General features: G+C 70.9%; 23 protein-coding genes. 9 read left to right on the top strand and 14 right to left on the bottom strand.

The window, feature by feature from the left end; translation table 11 throughout:
• Window positions 1–54 precede the first annotated feature (54 nt).
• Both ABZZ74_RS13675 and argH read right to left on the bottom strand, forming a co-directional pair.
• Window positions 55–1026, bottom strand: a complete 972-nt coding sequence (locus tag ABZZ74_RS13675) for an aldo/keto reductase (RefSeq protein WP_356764349.1) — start codon at window positions 1024–1026, stop codon at window positions 55–57.
• 42 nt (window positions 1027–1068) lie between these two features.
• The gene (gene argH / locus ABZZ74_RS13670; RefSeq protein WP_356764347.1) at window positions 1069–2493 is read right to left on the bottom strand and encodes an argininosuccinate lyase; all 1425 of its coding nucleotides are present in this window, start codon (window positions 2491–2493) and stop codon (window positions 1069–1071) included.
• Window positions 2494–2729: 236 nt separating this feature from the next.
• Between argH and ABZZ74_RS13665 the strand changes: the two genes are divergently transcribed.
• The 3 genes from ABZZ74_RS13665 (at window position 2730) to ABZZ74_RS13655 (ending at window position 5036) form a co-directional block, all read left to right on the top strand.
• Complete coding sequence (locus ABZZ74_RS13665) at window positions 2730–3620, top strand: hypothetical protein (protein ID WP_356764345.1); 891 nt, start codon at window positions 2730–2732, stop codon at window positions 3618–3620.
• Between the two features lie 120 nt (window positions 3621–3740).
• Window positions 3741–4328 carry a pyridoxamine 5'-phosphate oxidase family protein gene (locus ABZZ74_RS13660; protein WP_356764343.1) on the top strand — a complete coding sequence of 196 codons (588 nt, stop codon included), beginning with the start codon at window positions 3741–3743 and terminating at the stop codon, window positions 4326–4328.
• Window positions 4329–4331: 3 nt separating this feature from the next.
• A complete protein-coding gene (locus tag ABZZ74_RS13655; RefSeq protein ID WP_356764341.1) occupies window positions 4332–5036 on the top strand; it encodes a L,D-transpeptidase family protein in 705 nt (234 codons plus the stop codon).
• Here the strand turns inward: ABZZ74_RS13655 and ABZZ74_RS13650 are convergent.
• Together ABZZ74_RS13650 and ABZZ74_RS13645 are read right to left on the bottom strand one after the other, a co-directional pair.
• Entirely contained in the window at window positions 5023–6480 is a 1458-nt protein-coding gene (locus ABZZ74_RS13650) for a HAMP domain-containing sensor histidine kinase (protein WP_356764339.1), read from the bottom strand. The two genes, ABZZ74_RS13655 and ABZZ74_RS13650, sit on opposite strands and share 14 nt — an antisense overlap.
• Window positions 6477–7217 (bottom strand): response regulator transcription factor, encoded by a 741-nt coding sequence (locus ABZZ74_RS13645; RefSeq protein ID WP_356764337.1) that lies wholly within the window; start codon window positions 7215–7217, stop codon window positions 6477–6479. Before ABZZ74_RS13645 ends, ABZZ74_RS13650 begins: the two co-directional genes overlap by 4 nt.
• A 149-nt stretch (window positions 7218–7366) precedes the next feature.
• On the opposite strand from ABZZ74_RS13645, the gene ABZZ74_RS13640 reads away from it, so the two are divergent.
• The 5 genes from ABZZ74_RS13640 (at window position 7367) to ABZZ74_RS13620 (ending at window position 12293) form a co-directional block, all read left to right on the top strand.
• On the top strand, window positions 7367–8719 hold the full coding sequence (locus ABZZ74_RS13640; RefSeq protein ID WP_356764335.1) for a ferredoxin reductase family protein: 1353 nt from the start codon (window positions 7367–7369) through the stop codon (window positions 8717–8719).
• 19 nt (window positions 8720–8738) lie between these two features.
• A complete protein-coding gene (locus tag ABZZ74_RS13635; protein ID WP_356764333.1) occupies window positions 8739–9218 on the top strand; it encodes an FMN-binding protein in 480 nt (159 codons plus the stop codon).
• A 75-nt stretch (window positions 9219–9293) separates the two neighbouring features.
• The gene (locus ABZZ74_RS13630) at window positions 9294–10676 is read left to right on the top strand and encodes a ferredoxin reductase family protein (RefSeq protein ID WP_356764331.1); all 1383 of its coding nucleotides are present in this window, start codon (window positions 9294–9296) and stop codon (window positions 10674–10676) included.
• A gap of 29 nt (window positions 10677–10705) precedes the next feature.
• Complete coding sequence (locus ABZZ74_RS13625; RefSeq protein ID WP_356764329.1) at window positions 10706–11500, top strand: FMN-binding protein; 795 nt, start codon at window positions 10706–10708, stop codon at window positions 11498–11500.
• A gap of 55 nt (window positions 11501–11555) precedes the next feature.
• Window positions 11556–12293 carry an FAD:protein FMN transferase gene (locus ABZZ74_RS13620; RefSeq protein ID WP_356764327.1) on the top strand — a complete coding sequence of 246 codons (738 nt, stop codon included), beginning with the start codon at window positions 11556–11558 and terminating at the stop codon, window positions 12291–12293.
• A gap of 81 nt (window positions 12294–12374) precedes the next feature.
• Here the strand turns inward: ABZZ74_RS13620 and ABZZ74_RS13615 are convergent, their stop codons facing one another.
• The 8 genes from ABZZ74_RS13615 to ABZZ74_RS13580 form a co-directional block, all read right to left on the bottom strand.
• Entirely contained in the window at window positions 12375–12914 is a 540-nt protein-coding gene (locus ABZZ74_RS13615) for an arginine repressor (RefSeq protein ID WP_208779647.1), read from the bottom strand.
• Between the two features lie 19 nt (window positions 12915–12933).
• Window positions 12934–14112, bottom strand: a complete 1179-nt coding sequence (locus ABZZ74_RS13610; protein ID WP_356764324.1) for an acetylornithine transaminase — start codon at window positions 14110–14112, stop codon at window positions 12934–12936.
• Entirely contained in the window at window positions 14109–15053 is a 945-nt protein-coding gene (gene argB / locus ABZZ74_RS13605; protein ID WP_356764322.1) for an acetylglutamate kinase, read from the bottom strand. The genes ABZZ74_RS13610 and argB overlap by 4 nt, the downstream gene beginning before the upstream one ends.
• Complete coding sequence (argJ, locus tag ABZZ74_RS13600; RefSeq protein ID WP_356764320.1) at window positions 15050–16201, bottom strand: bifunctional glutamate N-acetyltransferase/amino-acid acetyltransferase ArgJ; 1152 nt, start codon at window positions 16199–16201, stop codon at window positions 15050–15052. Before argJ ends, argB begins: the two co-directional genes overlap by 4 nt.
• A gap of 88 nt (window positions 16202–16289) precedes the next feature.
• Window positions 16290–17318 carry an N-acetyl-gamma-glutamyl-phosphate reductase gene (argC, locus tag ABZZ74_RS13595; RefSeq protein ID WP_356764318.1) on the bottom strand — a complete coding sequence of 343 codons (1029 nt, stop codon included), beginning with the start codon at window positions 17316–17318 and terminating at the stop codon, window positions 16290–16292.
• 45 nt (window positions 17319–17363) lie between these two features.
• Window positions 17364–17756 (bottom strand): GtrA family protein, encoded by a 393-nt coding sequence (locus tag ABZZ74_RS13590; RefSeq protein WP_356764316.1) that lies wholly within the window; start codon window positions 17754–17756, stop codon window positions 17364–17366.
• Between the two features lie 11 nt (window positions 17757–17767).
• Window positions 17768–18718, bottom strand: coding sequence for a glycosyltransferase family 2 protein (locus ABZZ74_RS13585; protein WP_356764314.1), 951 nt, complete (start codon window positions 18716–18718; stop codon window positions 17768–17770).
• 21 nt (window positions 18719–18739) lie between these two features.
• Window positions 18740–21355, bottom strand: coding sequence for a YfhO family protein (locus ABZZ74_RS13580; protein WP_356764312.1), 2616 nt, complete (start codon window positions 21353–21355; stop codon window positions 18740–18742).
• A gap of 221 nt (window positions 21356–21576) precedes the next feature.
• On the opposite strand from ABZZ74_RS13580, the gene ABZZ74_RS13575 reads away from it, so the two are divergent.
• On the top strand, window positions 21577–22020 hold the full coding sequence (locus ABZZ74_RS13575; protein WP_356764511.1) for a DUF6314 family protein: 444 nt from the start codon (window positions 21577–21579) through the stop codon (window positions 22018–22020).
• Here the strand turns inward: ABZZ74_RS13575 and ABZZ74_RS13570 are convergent.
• Together ABZZ74_RS13570 and ABZZ74_RS13565 are read right to left on the bottom strand one after the other, a co-directional pair.
• Window positions 22002–22595 (bottom strand): histidine phosphatase family protein, encoded by a 594-nt coding sequence (locus ABZZ74_RS13570; RefSeq protein ID WP_133044961.1) that lies wholly within the window; start codon window positions 22593–22595, stop codon window positions 22002–22004. The genes ABZZ74_RS13575 and ABZZ74_RS13570 overlap by 19 nt on opposite strands.
• Window positions 22596–22698: 103 nt before the next feature.
• On the bottom strand, window positions 22699–23136 hold the full coding sequence (locus ABZZ74_RS13565) for a GNAT family N-acetyltransferase (protein WP_356764310.1): 438 nt from the start codon (window positions 23134–23136) through the stop codon (window positions 22699–22701).
• Between the last annotated feature and the right edge of the window lie 28 nt (window positions 23137–23164).

Raw genomic sequence — 23164 nt, 5'->3', positions numbered from 1 at the left:
TGCGTGACTCACAGGTGTGAGTCGAGAGCGGTTCTGTCGAGAGCGGTCTCTTCGTCAGTGCCAGGGGAGGCTGCCGCGCTTCGCCCAGTACGCCTGCGGCTCCTCGACGAGGGTGGCGAGGCGGGTCAGCTGGTCCTCGTCGAGGTCGACGACGGCCGCGTGGAGGTTGGAGGCGAGCTGGCCGAGGGTCGCGGCACCGGAGAGGACGACGCCGGCCCACGGCTGGCGCAGGATCAGGGCGAGGGCGACGGCGTCACAGCCGAGGGACGTCTCGGCGGCCACCGCTTGGAGGGCGTCCGGTGCGTGCGGTTGCGCGAGGCGGCCGTTGGCCATGCCCTCCTTGACGATCACCGTGAGCCCGGCGTCGTGCGCCTCGGCGAGGGCGGGGGCGGCCGAGGTCTCGAGGGCGTTGTACGTCGACTGGACCGTACGGAAGAGGGGTTCGCCGTCGACCGTCACGGCGAGGGCGGCGCGGATCGCGTCCGCCTGGGCCGGGCCGCTGGTGGAGAAGCCGACGGTGAGGCCCTGGGCGGCGGCCTCGGCGAGCCTGGCGTGGAGTTCCTTGTCGGTGAGCGCCGGGCTGTCCGGGGTCACCGAGTGGATCTGGTAGAGGTCGAGGTGGTCGCCGAGGAGGTCCGCGGTCTCGGCGCGCTGGCGCTCGTAGGTCGCAAGGCCGTGGTCCTTGACCTCGTGTTGTTCGGCGTCCGTGGTCCAGTCGGCGGTGTAGGTGTAGCCCCATTTGCTGCCGATGACCACGTCGTTTCGGCCGGGGTTGTGGTTGAGCCAGTCCGCGAGGAACTCCTCGCTGCGGCCGTAGGAGCGGGCCGCGTCGAAGTAACGGACGCCCTGGGCGTAGGCGGCGTCGAGGAGTTCGTGGGTGCGGGCGCGGAGGGCTTCTACGGTTCGCTGCTCTCCGAGGTCGTTCTCGCGGCCCAGGTTGATGTAACCGGGGCGGCCGACTGCGGCGAGGCCGAGGCCGATGTGGCAGGTGGGTGTGGTGGCTGTGGCGAGGCGGGCGAAGGGCATACCGACAACGTAACTCGGGATGCCCGTCACAGCCCCGCACCCCTAACGGCGTTCCGCCCACGCGTGCTGAGAGGCGACGTTCTCCTTCACCTCCGCCAGCTGCACGGCGACCGCGCTGGGAGCCGTGCCGCCCCTGCCGTTGCGGGAGGCCAGGGCGCCCGGGACGTTCAGGACGGACCGCACGTCCGGGGTGAGGTGGGCGGAGATCTTGGCGAACTGGTCGTCCGTCAGGTCGTTCAGTTCCTTGCCCTCGGCCTCGGCGGCCTTGACGCACTCGCCCGCCACCTCGTGCGCCACGCGGAACGGGACGCCCTGCTTGACCAGCCACTCGGCGATGTCGGTGGCGAGGGAGAAGCCGGCCGGGGCCAGTTCCTCCATGCGCTCGCGGTGGACGGTGAGCGTGGCCATCATGCCGGTGAAGGCGGGGAGCAGGACCTCCAGCTGGTCGATGGAGTCGAAGACCGGCTCCTTGTCCTCCTGGAGGTCCCGGTTGTAGGCCAGCGGGAGCGCCTTGAGCGTGGCCATCAGACCCGTCAGGTTGCCGATCAGGCGGCCGCTCTTGCCGCGGGCCAGCTCGGCGATGTCGGGGTTCTTCTTCTGCGGCATGATCGACGAGCCCGTGGAGAACGCGTCGTGCAGGGTCACGAAGGAGAACTCCTTCGTGTTCCAGATGATGATCTCCTCGGCGATCCGGGAGATGTTCACGCCGATCATCGCGGTGATGAAGGCGAACTCGGCGACGAAGTCGCGGGAGGCCGTGCCGTCGATGGAGTTGCCGACGCTGCCGTGCTCGAAGCCGAGGTCCTTCGCCACCGCCTCGGGGTCGAGGCCGAGGCTGCTGCCCGCGAGGGCGCCCGAGCCGTACGGGGAGACCGCGGTGCGCTCGTCCCACTGGCGCAGCCGCTCTGCGTCCCGGGACAGGGACTGGGCGTGGGCCAGGACGTGATGGGCGAACAGCACCGGCTGGGCGTGCTGGAGGTGGGTGCGGCCGGGCATCGCCACGTGCGGGTGGGCCTCCGCGAGGCCGATCAGCGCGTCCTGGAGGTCGGCGATCAGACCGCCGATCGTGCGGGCGTGGTCCCGCAGGTACATACGGAAGAGGGTCGCGACCTGGTCGTTGCGGGAGCGGCCCGCGCGCAGCTTGCCGCCGAGCTCGGGGCCGACGCGTTCCAGCAGACCCCGCTCCAGCGCCGTGTGGCAGTCCTCGTCCGCCACCGTGCCCACGAACGAGCCGTCGGCCACGTCGGCCTCCAGCTGGTCGAGGCCGGCGATCATCCGGGTCAGCTCGTCGTCCGTGAGCAGCCCCGCCTTGTGCAGCACGCGCGCGTGGGCACGGGAACCGGCGATGTCGTACGGCGCCAGCCGCCAGTCGAAGTGGACGGACGCGGACAGCTTCGCCAGGGCCTCGGAGGGACCGTCGGCGAAACGGCCGCCCCAGAGCCGGACGTCACCGCTGTTGCTGCTCACTTGGGTTGCTCCTCGGGGTCGGTCGGGGTCAGTCCAGGCGCTCACTGACATGCATGATTATGCGGAGCGCTGCATGATTCGTCAATTCAAGGGATCGTCGCGCGGCAATCTCGAGTTGACTTGAACATGCGTAACCGCTTTCCCGTACCTCTCGCCGAACGCAGGCGCCGCGTTTGTAAACACCCGTCACACACCAGTGACAGAACTGTCACTCCAGACCCGAGTGAGGCATCCGCATGTCCAGGGCTCTTCCGAAGTACAACAAGCGTCGCGTCGCGATCATCGGCGGCGCCGCCGCGGTGGCGCTGTCCGGAGCGGTCATCGCCGGTACCGCCCTCGCCGGGACCCCCTCCAAGAGCAGCAGCGGGAACAACGCCCGGACCCTGGCCGCGTCCCCGGGCACCATCACCTGCCCGGACGTCGCTTCGAAGCTCCCTGCGATCCCGGCCTCCGCCCAGGCCGAGGTCACCCGGAACCTCACCCTGCTGCAGACCCAGATCGACGAGGCCAACAAGCGCCTGGTCGACACGGTGGGCCAGGGCGGACCGAACTTCGTGAACAACGCCATCCTGGGCCCGCTCAAGGACAAGCGCGTCGCCACGATCAACCGCATCGCCACGGCCATCGGCCGTACGGCGGCCAAGCCCACCGGCCTGGACTCGCTCGCGCCGTGCGCCCTCAACGCGGCCGGCGGGGGCAACCCGAACACGGGCAAGGCCAACGCGGGCAACAACGCGAACGCGGGCGGCAAGGCCAACAACGGCGGCAACGCCAACGCCGGCGGGACCGCGAACACCAACGCGGGCGGACAGGCCGGCACCGGCGCCGCCGGCGTGGGCACCATCACCTGCCCGGACGTCGCCTCGAAGCTCCCCGCGATCCCGGCCTCCGCCCAGGCCGAGGTCACCCGGAACCTCACCCTGCTGCAGACCCAGATCGACGAGGCCAACAAGCGCCTGGTCGACACGGTGGGCCAGGGCGGACCGAACTTCGTGAACAACGCGATCCTCGGCCCGCTGGCGGACAAGCGGAAGTCGACGATCGACCGCATCGCCATCGCGATCGGTCGCACCTCGACCAAGCCGACCGGCCTGGACTCCCTGGCCGCCTGCACGCTCACCAAGTGACGTGACAGGCGCTGTGGCCGCCCCGATGGAACGCCGGCCGGGGCGGCCGCGGCGGGATCCGGCATCCGGACCCCGCAATTCCTTAGACGGGCGAAAGGATCGCGTTCATAATCGTCAGGCGTGGGAAAGACTTATGAGCGCATAGACGGCAGGCTGCGTACGTTCATCGAGGCGCAGCCTCTTTTCTTCACCGCGACCGCCCCGCTCTCCGGCGACGGCACGGTCAACCTCTCCCCCAAGGGCCTCAAGGGCTCGTTCGCCGTCCTGGACGAACTCACCGTGGCCTACCTGGACTTCGCCGGGTCCAACGCCGAGACCATCGCGCATCTGCGGGAGAACGGGCGGATCACGCTGATGTGGTGCGCGTTCCAGGGACCGCCGAACATCGTGCGGGTGCACGGGCGCGGCGAGCCGGTCTTCCGTGACGACCCGCGGTTCGGGGAACTCCTCGCCCGCTTCCCGGACATCGACGAGACCCAGCACGGGCTGCGCGCGATCATCGTGGTGCACGCCGAACTCGTCCGTGACACCTGCGGTTACGCGGTGCCCTTCATGACGTACGACGAGGACCGCGACCTGCACGGCAAGCGGTTCGCGCGCGAGGACGACGCCTCGCTGAACGCCTACTTCACCAAGAAGGAGCACATCGCGACCAGCCTGGATGGCCTACCCGGGCTGCCGTTGCCGCTGCCGCCCTCTACGGTCTGAGCCATGCGAACCTCTGCCGTCGCCGGCGCTCTGGCGTCCGCGTCCCTGCTGGTCCTCGGTGCCGCCGCGCCGAACGCCGTGGCACCGCTTCCCGCGCGCATGGCCGACACCGGGGGCGGTACCCAGCTGATCACCGCCGTGGCCCCGACGAAGAGTTCGACCACCGGCACCCTCACCTGGTGGGACCGCAGGAACGGGCGGTGGGTGAAGGTCGGTTCCGCCTCCGCCCGCTTCGGGGCGAAGGGGCTGGTCGAGGGGGCCTCACGGAAGCAGAACACGAACACGACGCCCACCGGGCTGTACGACCTTCCCTTCGCCTTCGGGATCAAGGGCGCACCGAGTGGCACCGCGTACAAGTACCGCCCGGTGCACGCGAGTTCGTGGTGGTGCGAGGACAACGCGTCGCGCTCCTACAACCGTTGGACCGAGCCGCGTCCGTCCGACTGCCGGGCGTCGGAGTCGGAGCGGCTCGGCGCCTACCCGACGCAGTACGCGTACGCCCTCGTCATCGGGTTCAACTACCAGCAGCCGGTGCGGGGACGCGGAGCCGGCATCTTCCTGCACGTCAACGGGCGCGGGGCGACGGCGGGTTGCGTGTCCGTGCCCGGTGACGCGATGCGGGCCATCCTCCGGTGGGCCGCTCCCGGGAAGAAGCCGCACATCGCGATCGGCACGACGAGCGGGAGCACGGCGATCACCCGGTACTGATGCGCACGGTGAATGTCGTCGACCCCGGCCTGCTCTCCAGCTCCACGCTCCCGCCGTGCGCCTCGGTGACCGCCGCCACGATCGACAGGCCCAGGCCCGCTCCACCGCCCGAGGAGTCGGCGCGGCGGCGGTGGTCGGCCCGGGTGAAGCGTTCGAAGACGCCGGGCTGGACGTCCTCGGGGACTCCGGGGCCGTCGTCGTGGACGTGCAGGACGGCGGCGGAGTCCTCGGTCTCCAGGGTCACCGTGACCTTCGTGCCCGCGGGAGTGTGCAGACGCGCGTTGGCCAAGAGGTTGGCCACCACCTGGTGGAGGCGGTGCCTGTCGCCGACGACGCTGACCGGTTCCTCGGGCAGGTCCAGCTCCCAGCGGTGCTCGGGGCCCGCCGCCCGGGCGTCGGTGACGGCGTCCAGGACCAGCATGGTGAGGTCGACGGGCTGCCGTTCCAGCGGGCGGCCCGCGTCCAGTCGGGCCAGCAGCAGCATCTCGTCGACCATCTCGCCCATCCGGGACGACTCCGCGGCGATGCGTTCCAGGGCGCGATGGATCTCCGGCGGTACCGGGCCGGGGTGCAACAGGGCCAGTTCCGCGTGGCCGCGGACCGAGGCGACCGGGGTGCGCAGTTCGTGGCTGGCGTCGGCCGCGAAGCTGCGCAGCCGCTCCTCGCCGGCGTGCCGTTTGGTGAGCGCGTCCTCGACATGGCCCAGCATCCGGTTGAAGGCTCCGGCCACCTGGCCCACCTCGCTGCGCGGGTCGGACTCCGGTGCCCGGGGCGGCAGGGCCACCTCGCCGCTGGCGAGCGGGAGTTCGCTGACCCGGGTTGCGGTGGCCGCGACCCGGCTGAGCGGGCGCAGCGACCAGCGGACCCAGAAGGCGCCGACCACGCCGGTGACGGTGAGCGCGGCGCCGAAGACGATCCCCGAGACCAGCTCCAGTCGGTGGACAGCGGCCTCCACCGGCTCCAGCGGCAGTCCGGTGAGCAGTACGTCTCCGTCGGCGCCCCGGGAGGAGACGATCCGGTAGGCGTGCAGGGCGGAGAGGCGGACGGTGTGTCCCCGGCCGTCGGCGGGGATCCCGGCGAGCCGCTTCTTGTCCTGCGCGCTCAGCGGGACGTGCTGGATGCCTTCGGAGCGGACGACCGCCGCGTCGGTGACCGTCCCGTCGACCAGCCGGGCGCCCAGGGTGCCCGTGGACTGCCGGCGGGTGTCGCCGTGTTCGTCGCCGTCGTGGTCGTCGGGCAGCACCTTGTGCTCCAGGCTCACGGCGAACCGGTTCCCGGCCTCGGTCAGCTGCTGGTCCAGCCGGCTGATGAGGAACCCGTTCAGTTCGAACACCGCGGCCACCCCGACCGCGGCGCAGCTGACCGCGAGCAGCACGACCAGGCCGACGGTGAGCCGGGCCCGCAGGGTGCGGGGCCGGGGCAGGCGCCGCCACGGCACCCTCATGACGCCACCGGCTTGAGCACGTACCCGGCGCCGCGCACCGTGTGGATCATCGGCTCGCGGCCGGCGTCCACCTTCTTGCGCAGGTAGGAGATGTACAGCTCGACGACGTGGGCGCGGCCGCCGAAGTCGTAGGACCAGACCCGGTCGAGGATCTGCGCCTTGCTGAGGACCCGCCGCGGGTTGCGCATGAGGAAGCGGAGCAGCTCGAACTCGGTGGGCGACAGCTCGATGAGTTCGCCGGCGCGGGTGACCTCGTGGGAGTCCTCGTCCATGACCAGGTCGCCGACGGTGAGATGTGGGCCCTCCTCCAGCTGGCGGGCCATGCCGGCACGGCGCAGCAGACCGCGGACCCGGGCGACGACCTCCTCCAGGCTGAAGGGTTTGGTGACGTAGTCGTCGCCGCCCGCGGTGATGCCGGCGATACGGTCCTCGACGGCGTCCCGGGCGGTCAGGAACAGCACGCAGACGTCCGGTTTCACGGCGTGCAGGGAGCGCAGCACGGCGAAGCCGTCGGTGTCCGGGAGCATCACGTCGAGGACGACCGCGTCCGGCATCAGCTCGCGGGCCTCGGCGAGCGCGGAGGCGCCGTCGCCGGCCGCGCGGACCTGCCAGCCCTCGTAGCGCAGGGCGCCGGAGAGCACCTCGGCGAGATCGGGGTCGTCGTCGACGACGAGGACGCGCAGGGGGGTGCCGTCGGGGCGGGTGAGGGCGGGACGGCCGGATCTGGTGGTGTTCATCTCCTCCCCAGGATCACCCCTCGCGCCCGCGTCACGCAGCGGACGACGCTCTGAGTTTCCTCTGAGTGGGCTCGGTGAGGGTCCTTTCAGAGGGTGCTCAGAGGTTGCGGAGGCACAGTGGCGTCCCGGACAGGCGAAAGGACGCACAGATGACCACCGTGTACGAGCGGAGGGCGGCACCGCGGGTCGCGCCGCCCGCCCGGCGCTCACCCGCGGGCGCCATGCTCGCGCTGCTGTGGGCCGGTGCGGCCGCCGTGGTCGCGATGTGGTGGGCGGACACCGGTTCGGTGGTCGGCGCCGCGGGCTGGCTGACCGGGGCCGGGCGGATCGCCGGGCTGCTGTGCGGGTACGCCTGCGCGGTGCTGGTCGGGCTGATGGCGCGAGTGCCGCTGCTGGAGCGCCGGGTCGGCTCGGACCGGGTGGCCCGCTGGCACGCGATGGCCGGCCGCTACACGGTCTGTCTGCTGGCGTCGCACGTCGTGCTGATCCTGCTCGGGTACGCCGCCCAGGACCGTGACTCGGTCTGGCGCGAGACGGTGACGGTGGTGCTGGACTACCCGGACATGCTGAAGGCCACCGCCGGCACGGTCATCCTGTTCGCCGTCGGCATCACCTCGGCCCGCGCGGTGCGCCGCCGTACGAGCTACGAGTTCTGGTACTACGTGCACCTGCTGACCTACGCGGCCGTCTTCCTCGCCTTCTTCCACCAGCTGACCCTGGGCAACGAGTTCAACGGCCACCGGATCGCCACGGCCGTCTGGTACGCGCTGTACCTCGGGGTCGCCGCCCTGGTGCTGTGGTTCCGGATCCTCGCCCCGGTGCGGCTGAACCTGCGCCACCGGCTGCGGGTGCAGTCCGTGCACCGGGAGGCGCCGGGCGTGTACTCGGTCGTCGTCCACGGGCGGCGGCTGGACGAACTGGGCGCTCGGCCGGGGCAGTTCTTCCGCTGGCGGTTCCTCGGCGAGGGCTTGGGCTGGACGTCGACGCCGTACTCGCTGTCGGCGCCGCCCCGCCCGGACCTGATGCGGATCACGGTCAAGGCGCTCGGCGACCACAGCGCGGCCGTCTCGCTGCTGCGGCCCGGCACCCGCGTGTGGGCGGAGGGGCCGTACGGCTCGATGACCGAGGACCGGCAGACCTCGCCCAGGTCCCTCCTGATCGCGGCCGGCGTCGGCATCACCCCGCTGCGGGCCCTGTTCGAGACGCTCCCGGGTGAGGTGACGCTGCTGTACCGGGCCCGGACGGCCGAGGACCTGGCCCTGGGCGCGGAGCTGGAGGCCATCGCCCGGTGGCGTGGCGCGAAGGTGCTGTACGCGCTCAACGGACCGGGCGGACAGCGCCCGAAGCTGACCGCGCAGTCGCTGCGGGCAACCTTCCCCGACCTGGCCGGCCACGACGTCTACATCTGCGGTCCGCACGGTTTCGCCCGGGACCTGTACGAGGAGCTGCGTGCCGCCGGGGTCCCGGACCGCCGCATCCACCACGAGTCGTTCGAACTCTGAGACCTGTGAGGCCGTAGAAGTGCACGCGCTGAAGAAGAACCGCCCCCTGCGCCGGATCGTGCTGGCGAGCGCCGCCACCGTCTCCGGGATGGTGCTGCTGCTGTCCCTGAAGCCGCACAGCACGCCGACGGCCGCGCTGGCGATCCCGGCGCCCTCCAGCAGTTCGAGCGCCTCGAGCGGATCCGGCAGTTCGGGCGGCACCGGAGGGTCGACCACCACCGGCACGAAGACCGTCACCGGGAGCACGATCCAGACCCGCTGGGGCCCCGTCCAGGTGAAGGTCACCGTCAAGAGCGGCAAACTCACCGACGTGACCGCGGTGCAGTACCCCACGGACAACCCGCGCGACCAGGAGATCAACAGCTACGCCCTCCCCCGGTTGCGCAGCGAGGCCCTCCAGGCCCAGAGCGCGAACATCGACACCGTCTCCGGGGCCACTTACACGAGTGACGGTTACCGCCAGTCACTCCAGTCCGCCCTGGACTCTGCACGCGGCTGAACGCACCGGCGTCACGGCACGTATCTCTGGGCCAAGGGACCACGCCAACCCCCTTGCCCCCGCCCCGGAGGAACAGTGACCACCACGCTCGCAGGCGGCCGCGCCGCCCGCCGCCAGACGATGCGCCGCATCCGCCCGCGCCGCTCCCCGGCGACCGTCCTGCTGCTCGCCGTATGGGCGGGCGCGGTCGGTGTGCTGTGGCTGTGGTGGATGAACACGCCGTCCATCGCCGACCAGAACGGCAAGATCCTCAACGCGGGCCGGATCACCGGTCTGCTGGCCGGCTATCTGATGGCACTGGTCGTGCTGCAGATGGCCCGGGTACCCGCGCTGGAGCGGCGGGTCGGCTCGGACCGCGTGGCGCGCTGGCACGCGATGAGCGGCCGCTACACGCTCTGCCTGGTCTTCGCGCACGTCTTCCTCATCATGTGGGGCTACGCGCTGCAGGCCGGCAAGTCGCTCGGCGACATCGTCCAGCAGACGATCGACTCCATCAACCAGCTGCCGGACATGGGCAAGGCGGCCATCGGCACCGGCCTGTTCGTGCTGATCGGCCTGACCTCGATCGGCCCGGTCCGTCGCCGGCTGCCGTACGACACCTGGTACCACGTGCACCTGCTGACGTACGGGGCCGTGTTCCTGACGTTCTGGCACCAGATCACCACCGGCAACGACTTCGCCGTCGAGCCGACCGCCAAGACCTTCTGGTACGCCCTGTACGGCTCGGTCACCGCGCTGGTGATCTGGTACCGCATCCTCGTCCCGATCCGGCTCAACATGCGGCACCGCATGCGCGTCGAGGCGGTCATCGAGGAGACGCCGGGCATCGTGTCGGTGCTCATCGGCGGGCGGAAGCTGCACCGGATGGGCGCGGAGGCGGGGCAGTTCTTCCGCTGGCGGTTCCTCGCGCCGGGCATGCGGTTCAGCTCCCACCCGTACTCGCTCTCCGCGGCGCCCCGGCCGGACATGCTGCGGATCACCGTCAAGGCGATCGGCGACCACAGCGCCCGGCTGCGCGAGCTGACGCCCGGCACCCGGGTGTGGGCCGAGGGGCCGTACGGCGCCATGACCGCCCAGCGTCGCAGCCGCGGCAAGGTGCTGCTGGTGGCGGGCGGTGTGGGCATCACGCCGATGCGGGCGCTGTTCGAGACGCTGCCGGGCGCGGCCGGCGACATCACCCTGCTCTACCGGGCCAACACCACCCAGGACCTGGCCCTGTGGGACGAGCTCGCCGCCATCGCCGACGACCGCGGCGCCCGGCTGATGTACGCCGTGAACAGCCCGGACGGGGAGCGCCCCGACATCTCGGCCGACCGGCTGCGGCAGAAGCTGCCGGACATCGACAAGCACGACGTGTTCATGTGCGGGCCGGCCGGGTTCGCGCAGTCCGTGTACGAAGCACTGCGCGGCGCGGGAGTGCCCGCCCGCCGCATCCATCACGAGTCGTTCGAGATGTGAGCGACGGGATTCCAGGAGCCCAGGTACCGATGAAGAAGAGTCACCCCATCCGGCGTGTCGTGCTGGCCAGCGCCGCCACCGTCTCGGGTGTCGTGCTGCTGCTCTCGCTGAAGCCGGCCTCCGACCCCAACGCCCAGGCGGCGGGGGCGGCACCGCAGCAGACCGCGGGCGCCCAGGCCTCGCCCCAGGGCGGCACCGGGTCGAGCGGGACGGCGTCCGGCACGATCGACGGCAACGTGGCGCAGACGCAGTACGGCAACGTGCAGGTACGGCTGACCGTCGCCAATGGCAAGATCACCAAGGCCGAGGCGATCCAGGCGCCCAAGGGCGGCACCAGCGACCAGAAGACGGCCCTGTCCATCCCCAAGCTCACCCAGGAGACGGTCACCGCGCAGAGCGCGCAGATCGACGCGGTGTCCGGGGCGACCTACACGAGCAACGGCTACAAGCAGTCTCTGCAGTCGGCCCTCGACAAGATGAAGGCGAGCGCCGGTTCCGCGCAGAGCGGCGGCTCGGGCTCGTCCTCCGGTGCCGCTTCCGGTGCCGCGCAGGCCAAGACGGTGACCGGTGCCGTCGCGCAGACCCAGTACGGCCCGGTCCAGGTCCGTATCACCGTCGCGAACGGCAAGATCACCAAGGCGGACGCGGTGCAGGCGCCCAAGGGCGGCCTCAGCGACCAGAAGACGGCCCTCGCGATCCCCAAGCTCAACCAGGAGGCGGTGGCCGCGGGCACCGCGCAGATCGACTCCGTGTCCGGGGCCACGTACACCAGCGGCGGCTACAAGCAGTCGCTGCAGTCCGCGCTGGACCAGGCCGGTGGCTGAGTCGGTGGCGGAGTCTGCGGAAGCTCCCGCCGCGGTGCGTCATGCGGAGGAGGTCATGGGGACCGTCTTCTCCTTCGACGTCCGCGGCGGGGAACCCGGTGCGGTACGGGCGGCACTCGGGGAGGCGATCTCCGGGCTGCACCGGGTCAACGCGGTGTTCAGCACCTACCGCGAGGACAGCCAGGTCTCCCGGCTCGCCCGCGGTGAGCTGACGCCGGCCGAGTGCGATCCCGAGGTCGCGGAGGTGCTCGACCTGGGCGCCGAGGCCGAGCGGGTGAGCGACGGCTGGTTCAGCCTGCGCTACGAGGGCCGCCTCGACCCCACCGGCATCGTCAAGGGCTGGGCGGCCGAGCGCGCGGCCCGGCGACTGCGGGCGGCCGGCGCGACCGGGGTGAGCGTCAACGGCGGCGGCGACGTGCAGATGTTCGGCACGCCGGAACCCCACCGCCCCTGGCGCGTGGGCATCGCCGACCCGCTGCGCCCGGGCGGACTTGCGGCGGTGGTCTCGGCGGCCGGCGCGGACGAACTGGCGGTCGCCACCTCAGGCACCGCCGAACGCGGCGCCCACATCGTCGACCCCCGCACCGGCCGCTCCGCGGTGACGGACCTCGTAGCCGTGACGGTGGTAGCCCCCACCCTCACCTGGGCGGACTGCTGGGCAACAGCGGCCTTCGCGATGGGCTCCCGAGACGGCCTGCGCTGGCTGGAGTCACTACCCGATGTGGAGGCGCTGCTCATAACGGCCGGGGACGAGGTCAGATGCACAGGAGGCCTCGCGTCCCGACTCGGGTAAGCGGAAGGCTTTTAGGGGCGCGGGGAACTGCGCGACCAGCCCCCAGCGCTCCGCAGTCGGCAAAAGACCGCAAGTCCCCCTTCAGTGGCCGTTCTGAGCCAACCGCAACAAATGCTCCGCCAACGCCTGTCCCCCCGTCGGCTCCCGGCTGATCAACAGCAACGTGTCGTCACCCGCGATCGTCCCCAGAATGTCGTGCAGCTCCGCCTGATCGATGGCCGACGCCAGGAACTGCGCGGCACCCGGCGGCGTCCGAAGAACCACCAGGTTCGCCGAAGCCTCCGCAGAGATCAGCAGCTCCTGCGAGAGCCGCCGCATCCGCTCCTCCTTCGCCGACTCCCCCAGCGGCGCACGAGGGGTACGGAAACCCCCCTCGCTCGGCACCGCGTAGATCAGGTCACCGTCGTTGTTGCGGATCTTCACCGCGTTCAGCTCGTCCAGGTCCCGGGAGAGCGTCGCCTGAGTGACCGTCAGCCCGTCATCGGCGAGCAACTTCGCCAACTGGCTCTGCGACCGCACCGGTTGCCGGTTGAGGATGTCCACGATCCGGCGGTGCCGCGCGGTCCGCGTCTGCGGCACGGCAGGCCCGGCGTGCTGTGCGTCGTCCTGCGCCTGACTCATCGTCGTCCCATTCTCCGGCTCATCCGTCCCCGTCGAGGATGCCGGGCAGTGCCCGAAGGAACGCCGCCACTTCGTCGTCGCCGAGATTCAGCGGCGGCATCAGCCGTACGACGTCGTCGGCGGGCGCGTTCACCAGGAACCCGGCCTCCTGAGCCGCCTGTCGCACCCGGGGCGCGTGCGGCTCGGTGAGCACGATACCCAGGAGCAGGCCCGCGCCCCGGACATGCCCGACCAACGGGTGGCCCAGCGCCTCGATCCCGTCCCGCAACGCCCCGCTCTGCCGCTTGACGTTGTCCAGCAACCCGTCGTTCGCGATCGTATCGAGCACGGCGAGCCCGGCGGCGCACGCGACCGGGTTGCCGCCGAACGTCGTCCCGTGGTGCCCCGGCTGCAGCAGCTCGGCGGCCCGCCCGAAGGCGACGGTCGCGCCGAGCGGCAGCCCACCCCCGAGGCCCTTCGCCAGCGTCACGACGTCCGGCAGGACACCCTCGTGCGCCTGGTACTCGAACCAGTGCCCGGTCCGCCCGACCCCGGTCTGCACCTCGTCCAGGACGAGCAGCGCACCGTTCGCGGCGGTGATCGCGCGGGCGGCCTTGAGGTAACCGGGCGGCGGGACGACGACGCCGATCTCGCCCTGGATCGGCTCCAGGATCACCAGCGCGGTCTCCTCGGTCACCGCCGCGGCCAGGGCCTGCGCGTCGCCGTAGGGCACGTGCGTGACCTCGCCGGGCAGCGGCAGGAACGGCTCCCGCTTGCCCTGCTGGCCGGTCATCGCCAGGGCGCCCATGGTGCGGCCGTGGAAGGCGCCCTCGGTGGCGACCACGTGGGTGCGCCCGGTCAGCCGGCCGATCTTGAAGGCTGCCTCGTTGGCCTCGGCCCCGGAGTTGCAGAAGAAGACCCGGCCGTCACGGCCGAAGAGCTGCAGGAGCCGTTCGGCGAGCGTCACGGTCGGCTCGGACATGAAGAAGTTGGAGATGTGCCCGAGGGACGCGATCTGCGTGCTGACGGCCTCGACGATCGCCGGGTGGGCATGGCCGAGCGCATTGACCGCGATACCGCCGACGAAGTCGAGGTACTCGTTGCCGTCGGCGTCCCACACCCGGGCGCCCTCGCCGCGCACGAGGGGCAGCAGCGGGGTGCCGTAGTTGTTCATGAGCGAGCCCTGCCAGCGCTCGCTCAGCTCCTGGTTGTGCGTCATACGGCATCCCCCTCTTGTTCGTCTTGTGCGTCTTGTTCGTCTTGTTCGTCTTGTCCGTCGGGCACGACCATCGTGCCGATGCCCTCGTCGGTGAAGATCTCCAGCAGGATCGAGTGCTGGACCCGGCCGTCGATGACCCGGGCGGTGGTGACGCCGTTGCGTACGGCGTGCAGACAGCCCTCCATCTTCGGCACCATCCCGGAGCTCAGCTCCGGCAGCAGCTTCTCCAGCTGGGAAGCGGTGAGGCGGCTGATCACCTCGTCGCTGTTGGGCCAGTCCTCGTAAAGGCCCTCGACGTCCGTGAGGACCATGAGCGTCTCCGCCCCAAGCGCAGCAGCGAGTGCCGCAGCCGCCGTATCAGCATTGACGTTGTAGACATGTCCGTCGTCCTGGCTACGGGCGATCGACGAGACGACCGGGATCCGGCCGTCGGCGAGCAGTGCCTCGATCGCGCCCGTGTCGATCTCGGTGATCTCGCCCACCCGCCCGATGTCGACCAACTCGCCGTCGATCTCGGGCTGGTGCTTGGTGGCGGTGATGGTGTGCGCGTCCTCGCCGGTCAGTCCGACGGCGAGCGGCCCGTGCTGGTTGAGCAGGTTGACCAGCTCCCGCTGCACCTGCCCGGCCAGCACCATCCGTACGACGTCCATGGCGTCCTCGGTGGTGACGCGCAGGCCGGCCTTGAACTCGCTGACGATGCCGTGGGTTTCGAGCGCCCGGCTGATCTGCGGGCCGCCGCCGTGCACGACGACGGGTTTGAGCCCGGCGTGGTGCAGGAAGACGACGTCCTGGGCGAACGCGGCCTTGAGGTCCTCGTCGATCATGGCGTTGCCGCCGAACTTGATGACGACCGTCTTGCCGTTGTGCCGGACCAGCCAGGGCAGCGCCTCGATGAGGATCTGGGCCTTGGGGAGCGCGGTGTGCTTACGCGTGGTGCTCATGACGAATAGGCGCTGTTCTCGTGGACGTAGTCGGCGGTGAGGTCGTTGGTCCAGATGGTGGCGGTCTCGGAGCCGGCGGCGAGGTCGGCGACGATGTGCACTTCGCGGTAGCGCATGTCGACCTTCTCGCGGTCCTCGCCCACACCGCCGTTCTTGCAGACCCAGACGCCGTTGATGGCGACGTTCAGCCGGTCCGGCTCGAAGGCGGCCTTGGTGGTGCCGATCGCGGAGAGCACGCGGCCCCAGTTGGGGTCCTCGCCGTGGATGGCGCACTTGAGCAGGTTGTTGCGGGCGACGGCGCGGCCCACCTCGACGGCGTCGACCTCGCTCGCGGCGTTGACGACCTCGACCTTGATGTCCTTGCTGGCGCCCTCGGCGTCCCGGATCAGCTGCTGTCCGAGGTCGTCACAGACGGCACGCACGGCCTCGGCGAACTCCGCGTACTCCGGGGTCACTTCGGCGGAGCCGCTGGCCAGCAGCAGCACGGTGTCGTTGGTGGACATGCAGCCGTCGGAGTCGACGCGGTCGAAGGTCGTGCGGGTCGCGGCCCGCAGCGCCCTGTCCAGTACGTCGTCGTCGAGTGCCGCGTCCGTGGTGAGGACGACCAGCATGGTGGCGAGGCCGGGAGCGAGCATGCCCGCGCCCTTCGCCATGCCGCCGACCGTCCAGCCGTCCTTCGTCACGACGGACGTCTTGTGGACGGTGTCGGTGGTCTTGATGGCGATGGCGGCCTTCTCGCCGCCGTGCTCGGAGAGTTGGGCGGCGGCCGTCTCGACTCCCGAGAGCAGCTTGTCCATCGGGAGCAGGACGCCGATGAGGCCGGTCGAGCAGACCGCGACCTCGATCGCGCCCCGCCCCAGCACCTCGGCTGCCTTCTCGGCGGTCGCGTGCGTGTCCTGGAAGCCCTTGGGGCCCGTACAGGCGTTGGCACCACCGGAGTTGAGGACGACGGCGGAGACCTGGCCGCTCTTCAGGACCTGCTCGGACCACAGGACCGGCGCGGCCTTCACACGGTTGGAGGTGAAGACGCCGGCGGCGGCGCGGCGCGGACCGTTGTTGACCACGAGGGCCAGGTCCGGGTTGCCGTTCTCCTTGATCCCGGCGGCGATGCCCGCCGCCGTGAATCCCTTGGCTGCCGTGACGCTCACTGCATCTCCTTGTTCGCTTCTCCGCCCGTGCAGCGCAGAGGTGCGGCTTTCGTCGTTGCCTGCAGCCCGGTGGCTGCACGTGCGTCGCTCACGGTGCGACTCCGATCGTGGAAAGCCCCGTGGTCTCGTCGAGCCCGAGGGCGAGGTTCATGCTCTGGACGGCACCGCCCGCGGTGCCCTTGGTCAGGTTGTCGATGGCGCTGATCGCGATGATGCGGCCGGCGGCCTCGTCGTACGCGACCTGCACCTGAACGGCGTTGGAACCGTTGACGGACGCCGTGGCGGGCCACTGGCCCTCGGGCAGCAGATGGACGAAGGGCTCGTCGGCGTAGGCCTTCTCGTAGGCGGCGCGGACGGACTCGGCCGTCACTCCGGCGACCGCCTTGGCGCTGCACGTGGCGAGGATGCCGCGGGACATCGGCGCGAGGGTCGGCGTGAAGGAGACGGAGACCCGCTCCCCCGCGGCGGCGCTGAGGTTCTGGACGATCTCCGGGGTGTGCCGGTGGCCGCCGCCGACACCGTACGGCGACATGGAGCCCATGACCTCGCTGCCCAGCAGATGCGGCTTGGGCGTCTTGCCGGCGCCGGAGGTGCCGGAGGCGGCGACGATCACGGCCTCGTTCTCGGCGAGGGAGGCGGCGTAGGCCGGGAAGAGGGCCAGCGAGGCGGCCGTCGGGTAGCAACCGGGTACCGCGATGCGCTTGGACCCCTCCAGCGCCGCGCGGGCACCCGGCAGTTCGGGCAGGCCGTAGGGCCAGGTCCCGGCGTGCGCGGAGCCGTAGAACCGCTCCCAGTCGGCCGGGTCCTGCAGCCGGAAGTCGGCGCCCATGTCCACGACCAGGACGTCCGGGCCGAGCTGTTCGGCGACGGCGGCGGACTGGCCGTGTGGCAGGGCGAGGAACACGACGTCGTGGCCGGCGAGGACGTCGGCGGTGGTCTCCTCGAGCACCCGGCCGGCCAGCGGCAGCAGGTGCGGCTGGAGCGCGCCGAGCTTCTGGCCGGCGTTGGAGTTGCCGGTCAGGGCCCCGATCTCGACCTCGGGGTGCGTGAGCAGCAGACGCAGGAGCTCTCCGCCCGCGTATCCGCTCGCCCCGGCCACCGCCGCACGTACCGCCATGTCATCCTCCTCCTGGATGGCATGACTATACGTTTCCCTGCACGTTTATGCAATCCGACCGGGCTCCGCCTCCACCAGGGCGTTCTCCGCCTTCGGCAGCATGATCCAGCGAGAGACGACGAAGGTGATCGGGATCGCCGCCATGGAGGCGATCAGCGGGGCGTACCGGCTGCCGAGACCCAGGAGGTCGACGAGCACGTAGACCCCCACCGTGGTGACCACGAAGTTCGCGGCGTTGGTGAGGGGAAAAAGGAGGAATTTCCGCCAGGTGGGCCGGGTCCGGTAGGTGAACCTCGCGTTCAGGAAAAAGGAGCCGACCATGCTGAGCGCGGTCGCCAGAATATGCGCGACAAGATAAGGGAAACGCGGGAGGAACAGCAGGTAAAAACCGTAGTACGTGCCGGTGTTCACCACGCCTATGACGGCGAAGGTCAGCATCTGCCGAGAGATCACGGAATGAGGTCTTTCGCTCGTTTCACGTTGGTCGCCTTCACCAGGAAGTGCGGACGTCCCTTGACCTCGTAGTAGATCCGCCCGGTGTACTCCCCGATCACACCCAGCATGATCATCTGCACTCCGGCGAGTCCGGTGAGGGCCGTGATGATGGTGACATAGCCGGGCGTCGACACGCCGTTGATGATGGCGGCGCCCACGATCCAGGCGGTGTACGCGGCGGCGCACAGCAGCAGGGCGAAGCCGAGGTGCAGGGCGGCCCGCAGCGGACGGTTGTTGAAGGAGATCAGTCCGTCCAGGCCGTAGTTGAGCAGGCTGCGCATGCTCCAGGAACTGCGGCCGGCCTCGCGGACGGCGTTCTCGTAGTCGAAGGTGGTGCTGGGGAAGCCGACCCAGGCGAACAGGCCCTTGGAGAAGCGGTTGTACTCGGTGAGGTCCACCACCGCGTCCACCACGCGCCGCGACAGCAGCCGGAAGTCGCCCACGCCGTCCTTGAGCTCGACGTCCACGAGGCGGTTCACGAGCCGGTAGTACAGGCGCGCGGTGAGGGTGCGGGTGAAGCGGTCGCCGGTGCGGGTGCGGCGGGCGATGACCTGGTCGTAGCCCTCGGCGCGCAGCTCGATCATGCGCTTGATGAGCTCCGGCGGGTGCTGGAGGTCGGAGTCCATGACGACCACGCAGTCGCCGGAGGCGTGGCGCAGGCCGGCGAGCAGGGCCGCCTCCTTGCCGAAGTTGCGGCTGAAGGACACGTACCGCACCCGGGCGTCGAGTTCGGCCAGCTTCTCCAGGACCAGGAGCGTGCGGTCGCGGCTGCCGTCGTCGACGTACACGAACTCCATGTCGTGGCCGAGCGGCAGCAGGTCCTCCGCGACCTTCTGGACCGCCTCGTGGAAGCGTTCTATGACGTCTTCCTCGTTGTAGCAGGGCGCGACGATCGATATGAGCATGGGTTTCCCCCTGAGTGCGGGTCAGAGTGTGCCGGACACGCGCTCACGCGGCCGGATCGTGGCGGACGAGGAGGGCTCGGGGGTACGCCGTCGGCGGACGGCGGTGAGGACGCCGAGCAGGGCCAGGGTCAGCAGCGATGCCGCTCCGACGACCGTGCCGAGCCGCAGCCCGGGCGGACGGAAGGTGCAGGTGAGGCTGGTCGATTCGCCGTCGAGCGGGACCGCGATCAGACCGTGGAACTCCTTGGCCGGTTGGGTGTCGCCGCCGCCCGCCGCACAGCGCCAGCCCGCGATGCGGGGCGTCGCGACCACGGCGGTTCCCTTGCTGCCCGCGGGGAGTTCGGCGTGGATCGTGCCGTCGGAGACGGTGACCCGGGTGGCGCCGGTGGCCTTGAGATGGTCGACGGCGGAGCGCAGCCGCTTGGTGTCCAGGCAGCCCACGGCGCCGTCCGGGACGAGACCGGGGCGGTTGGGGGTCAGGGTGATGCGCAGCCGCCCGGACGCGGGGACCTGGCCGAGCGGCTCCATGGCGGCGCGGTTGCGGGGGTAGAGCGAGCGGAAGCGTGCGGAGTCCTCGCCCAGCCGCGCGGTGCCGGAGAAGCGGGGGGCCCAGAGGTAGGCCTGGCTGCCGGCCGGGCAGCGGGCCGTGATCACCGGCCTCTTCGCGGCGCTCCCGGAGCCCACCTGGCCGCCCTGGACCGGCTGCCCGGAGTCGTCCCGCAGGACGATCGTGGGGACGGTGTAGACGCGGGAGCCCAGCAGCAGCTCCTGGTTGCGGTACGGCGACTCGCCGAAGCCGCCCGCGGCCGCGGCGGAGGGCCGTACCGTCACCAGCGGCGGTACGGCCTCCCGGGAGACGGTCGGTGCGGTGCCGTCCTGCGGGAACCAGTCCTGGTGCGGGTCGGGCGGTGACTGCACCCGGGCGCCGATCGAGAAGATCGCGTCGGTCACGGCGTTGTCGAGGCTCTGCAGGCTGCGGCCGCGGGAGGTCCAGCCGCCGCCGAGGGCGGTGAGCGTGCGGCTGAGGACGTTCGAGGTGAGGCTGCTGTAGTACTGGGCGCCCTGGCCGCCGACCAGCATCGGATCGTTGGCGACGGTCTGCTCGCGGCCGGCGTCGGTGCGGTACGCCGGCCAGTCGTCCGTCTGCGCGATCAGCTCCGACTGCCGCTCCTGCCGCTGCCCCCAGGGCGCGTAGTTGTCCATGTGCCGCAGCCGCTGCCGGGAGGCGTCGGCGGAGGTGGCCATGGCCTCCCCGAACTGGCCGCCGAACAGCAGGGCCACGGCGAGGACGGTGAAGGCGGTACGCAGTCCGCGCCTGGCGGTCGTGTCGGAGGCGGTGTCCGCGAGCCGCAGCAGGACCAGTCCGCCCAGCGCGCCGACGACGGCGAGTGACAGCACCACCCAGGTGAGGTGCTGCACCAGGGCACTGCGGCTCGCGACGGCGGTGATCAGCGCCAGCAGACCGGTCGCCGCGCCCAGGGCACGCCAGTCCGGCGGCCCGTACGACAGCGCGTGCCAGGCGGCGACCACCACCAGGCCGCACAGGACGAACGCCTGCCGGTACGGGCTGCCCTGCGGGGTGGCGAAGGCGTGCCAGACCAGATGGGTCGGCTCCCACTGCAGCGACAGCGTCACCGCGACGACCAGTGCCGTCCAGGCGACGCGCACACGCACCGGGACCGCCCGGTGGAAGGGCAGGGCGAGGGCGAGCAGAAGGGCGGCGGTGCCCGCGTAGAGCGCGGGGCTGCCGAAGGTGTACGTCGTCGGAAGCAGACGGGCCAGCAGGTCCTCCGTCGACACGGGGGTGAAGTGCACGACGCGGCCCGGGTAGGCGTGCTTGGTGCCGAAGTAGATGACCGTCACCAGCGGGGCGGCCAGGCCCACGCCCAGCGCGACGGTGGCGGCGGCGCGGCCTGCGGCCCGCAGCCGCTGCCTGCGCGAGAGGTCGGAGAGCCACAGCCTGAGCAGCAGCACCAGACCGGCGGCGAGGGTGGCCATGTAGGCGGTGTAGAAGTTGGCGATCCACGCCTCCGTCAGCACCAGCACGCCGAGCAGCGGCCGTCGGCGCCGCAGCGTCCACTCGCCGACCAGGCAGAACAGCGGCAGCGCGATCAGGCCGTCGAGCCACATCGGGTTGTACGAGGCGACGGCCACGCTCCAGCCGCACAGCCCGTACGAGGCGCCCAGCAGCCCCGCCGCCCACCAGCGCCCGGAGCGCAGGCTCAGCAGCAGCCAGGCCATGGCGGCGCCGGCGGTGGCCGTCTTCAGCACGGTGATCACGTACACCGCGAGGTCGATCTCGTGCCGCGGGAAGACGCCGACGAGCAGGGCGAACGGGCTGCTGAGGTAGGTGCCGAGGTCGGGCAGGAAGCTGGAGCCGAAGCCGGACTGCCAGTTGATGAAGAGGCCGCCGTCGGCCTTGCCGTGCAGCAGGTCCCACAGGTGGGCGTGGAACGGTACGTACTGGTTGCCGAGGTCGTTGACGTCGCGGGTGCGGGGTCCGAAGGGGTAGCTGCGGGCCGCCGCGTCGGCCACGCAGAACACGGCGGCGGTGAGGACCGCCGCGAGCAGCGCGGCGGTCCCCCTGGTCCTGAAACGGCCGCTCGAAACGGCTTTGGACAGGGTCGAGCGGCTCATTCCTTGTTACTCCCCGCGGGTTATCGATTCGACGGCTTAGACGATCCGCGAATGCGATCGGTTGTTCCGTACGCGGAAAGAAATCAAGCCGATTCCGAATGCCCCTCCGGGTTTACGTATGGGTTGGTTAACGGACGGGAAACAGTAATTTCCCGGCGCGTAATTTAATGATGAATTCGCCGGAGGCGGGGCGGGGGCGTAGGGTCACGGGCATGGATGGACTGGGCGATTTCTGGCCCGTGGCGGACGTGCTGGGGTATCTGGCGGGACGGTGGCGGGTGGATCGTGTCGTGCGGGATCTCGTCGGTGGGGACGAGGGTCGCTTCGAAGGGGGCACCGCGTTCGGTCCGCTGGAGGGCGGTGGGCTGCTGCACGTCGAGGCCGGGACCTTCGTCTGGCAGGGGGTCGCGCGGCCCGCCGAGCGGACCCTGCGTTTCCTGCCGGGGAGTGCGCCGGGGACGGCCGAGGTCCGCTTCGGTGACGGGCGGCCCTTCCACGACCTGGATCTCACCACCGGCCGCCATGTGGCCGACCATCCCTGCGCGGCCGATCTCTACCGCGGCGAGTTCACCGCCCGGGACTCGGACCACTGGCGGACGGTGTGGCGGGTGGGCGGTCCGGCGAAGGACCTCGTGCTGACGACCGACTACGCCCGCGTGGGCTGAGCCGGCACTCCGTCGAAGCGGAGGTTCCAGCGCCCGGCGTGACCGGTGACGGTGGTCGTCGACAGGGGGCGGACGTCGATGTTCCAGTACGTGGACGGTGGCGCCTTCAGCGCGTACACCAGGGCGGCCCGGATGACGGACGGCTCGGCCACGGCGACGATCCGCCCGCCGTCGTCGACGGGCCGGGTGTCGAGCCAGTTGCCCACCCGGGAGATGAACTCCACCAGCGACTCGCCCCCGTGCGGGACGGCACGCGGGTCGGCGAGCCAGGCGTCCACCGCCTCCGGCTCGCGGGCCATCGCCTCGCCCAGGGTCAGCCCCCGCCAGCGGCCCATGTCGCAGTCGCGCAACGCGAGCTGCACCAGGGGCGCGTACCCGAGGGCGTCGCCGGTCGCGCGGCTGCGGGGCGTGGGCGAGCAGTAGCGCAGCTCGGCCGCCGCCAGGGGGATCAGGTCCGGGGCGACGCGCAACACCTCGTCCCACCCGGCCTGGTCGAGCGGCCGGTCGTCCTCGAAGCGCTCCGCGAGCAGCGGGGAGCTGCGCGCGGCGGCGACGAACGTGACCCGAAGTTGCATGCGGCGATGGTGAGTCTCGAGAGTGCGCAGGTCAAGGGCTGTTGCGCGCGAGTGACCCAGGGTGGCCGAGAACTTACTTCAAGGTCAGGACCTGGCGGACATTTCACTCCAGGACCAGCGCCATCCAGATGTCGGGCTGGGCGAGCGGCTCGAAACCGAGCTTGGCGTAAACCCCGTGCGCGTCGGCCGTGGCGAGCAGGATGCGCCGCAGCCCGAAGGGCAGCAGGTGGTCGCGCACGACGCCCACCATCGCCGTACCGATGTCCTTGCCGCGCACGGACCGGTCGACGTAGACGTCGCACAGCCAGGCGAAGGTCGCCCGGTCGGTGACGACCCGGGCATACGCCACCTGATCACCTGAGACCATGTCATACACCCCGAAGTTGAGCGACGAGGCGACCGCCCGATCGTGCTTCTCACGCGAGCGGCCCTTCGCCCAGTACGCGTCGGTGGACAGCCAGCGGTGCACCCGGTCGATGTCGAGGCGGTCGGGGTCGGTGGATATCTCGTAGCCGTCGGGGAGGCTCGGGGCGTCGTTCATGGCGGGATGCTCGCAGGACGCGGCGGCC

This window comes from Streptomyces sp. NPDC006476, from assembly GCF_040612015.1.
Classification (GTDB): Bacteria; Actinomycetota; Actinomycetes; order Streptomycetales; family Streptomycetaceae; genus Streptomyces; species Streptomyces griseorubiginosus_B.
Note: the sequence above shows the minus strand (reverse complement) of the source record. Positions and strands in the feature narration are given on the sequence as shown.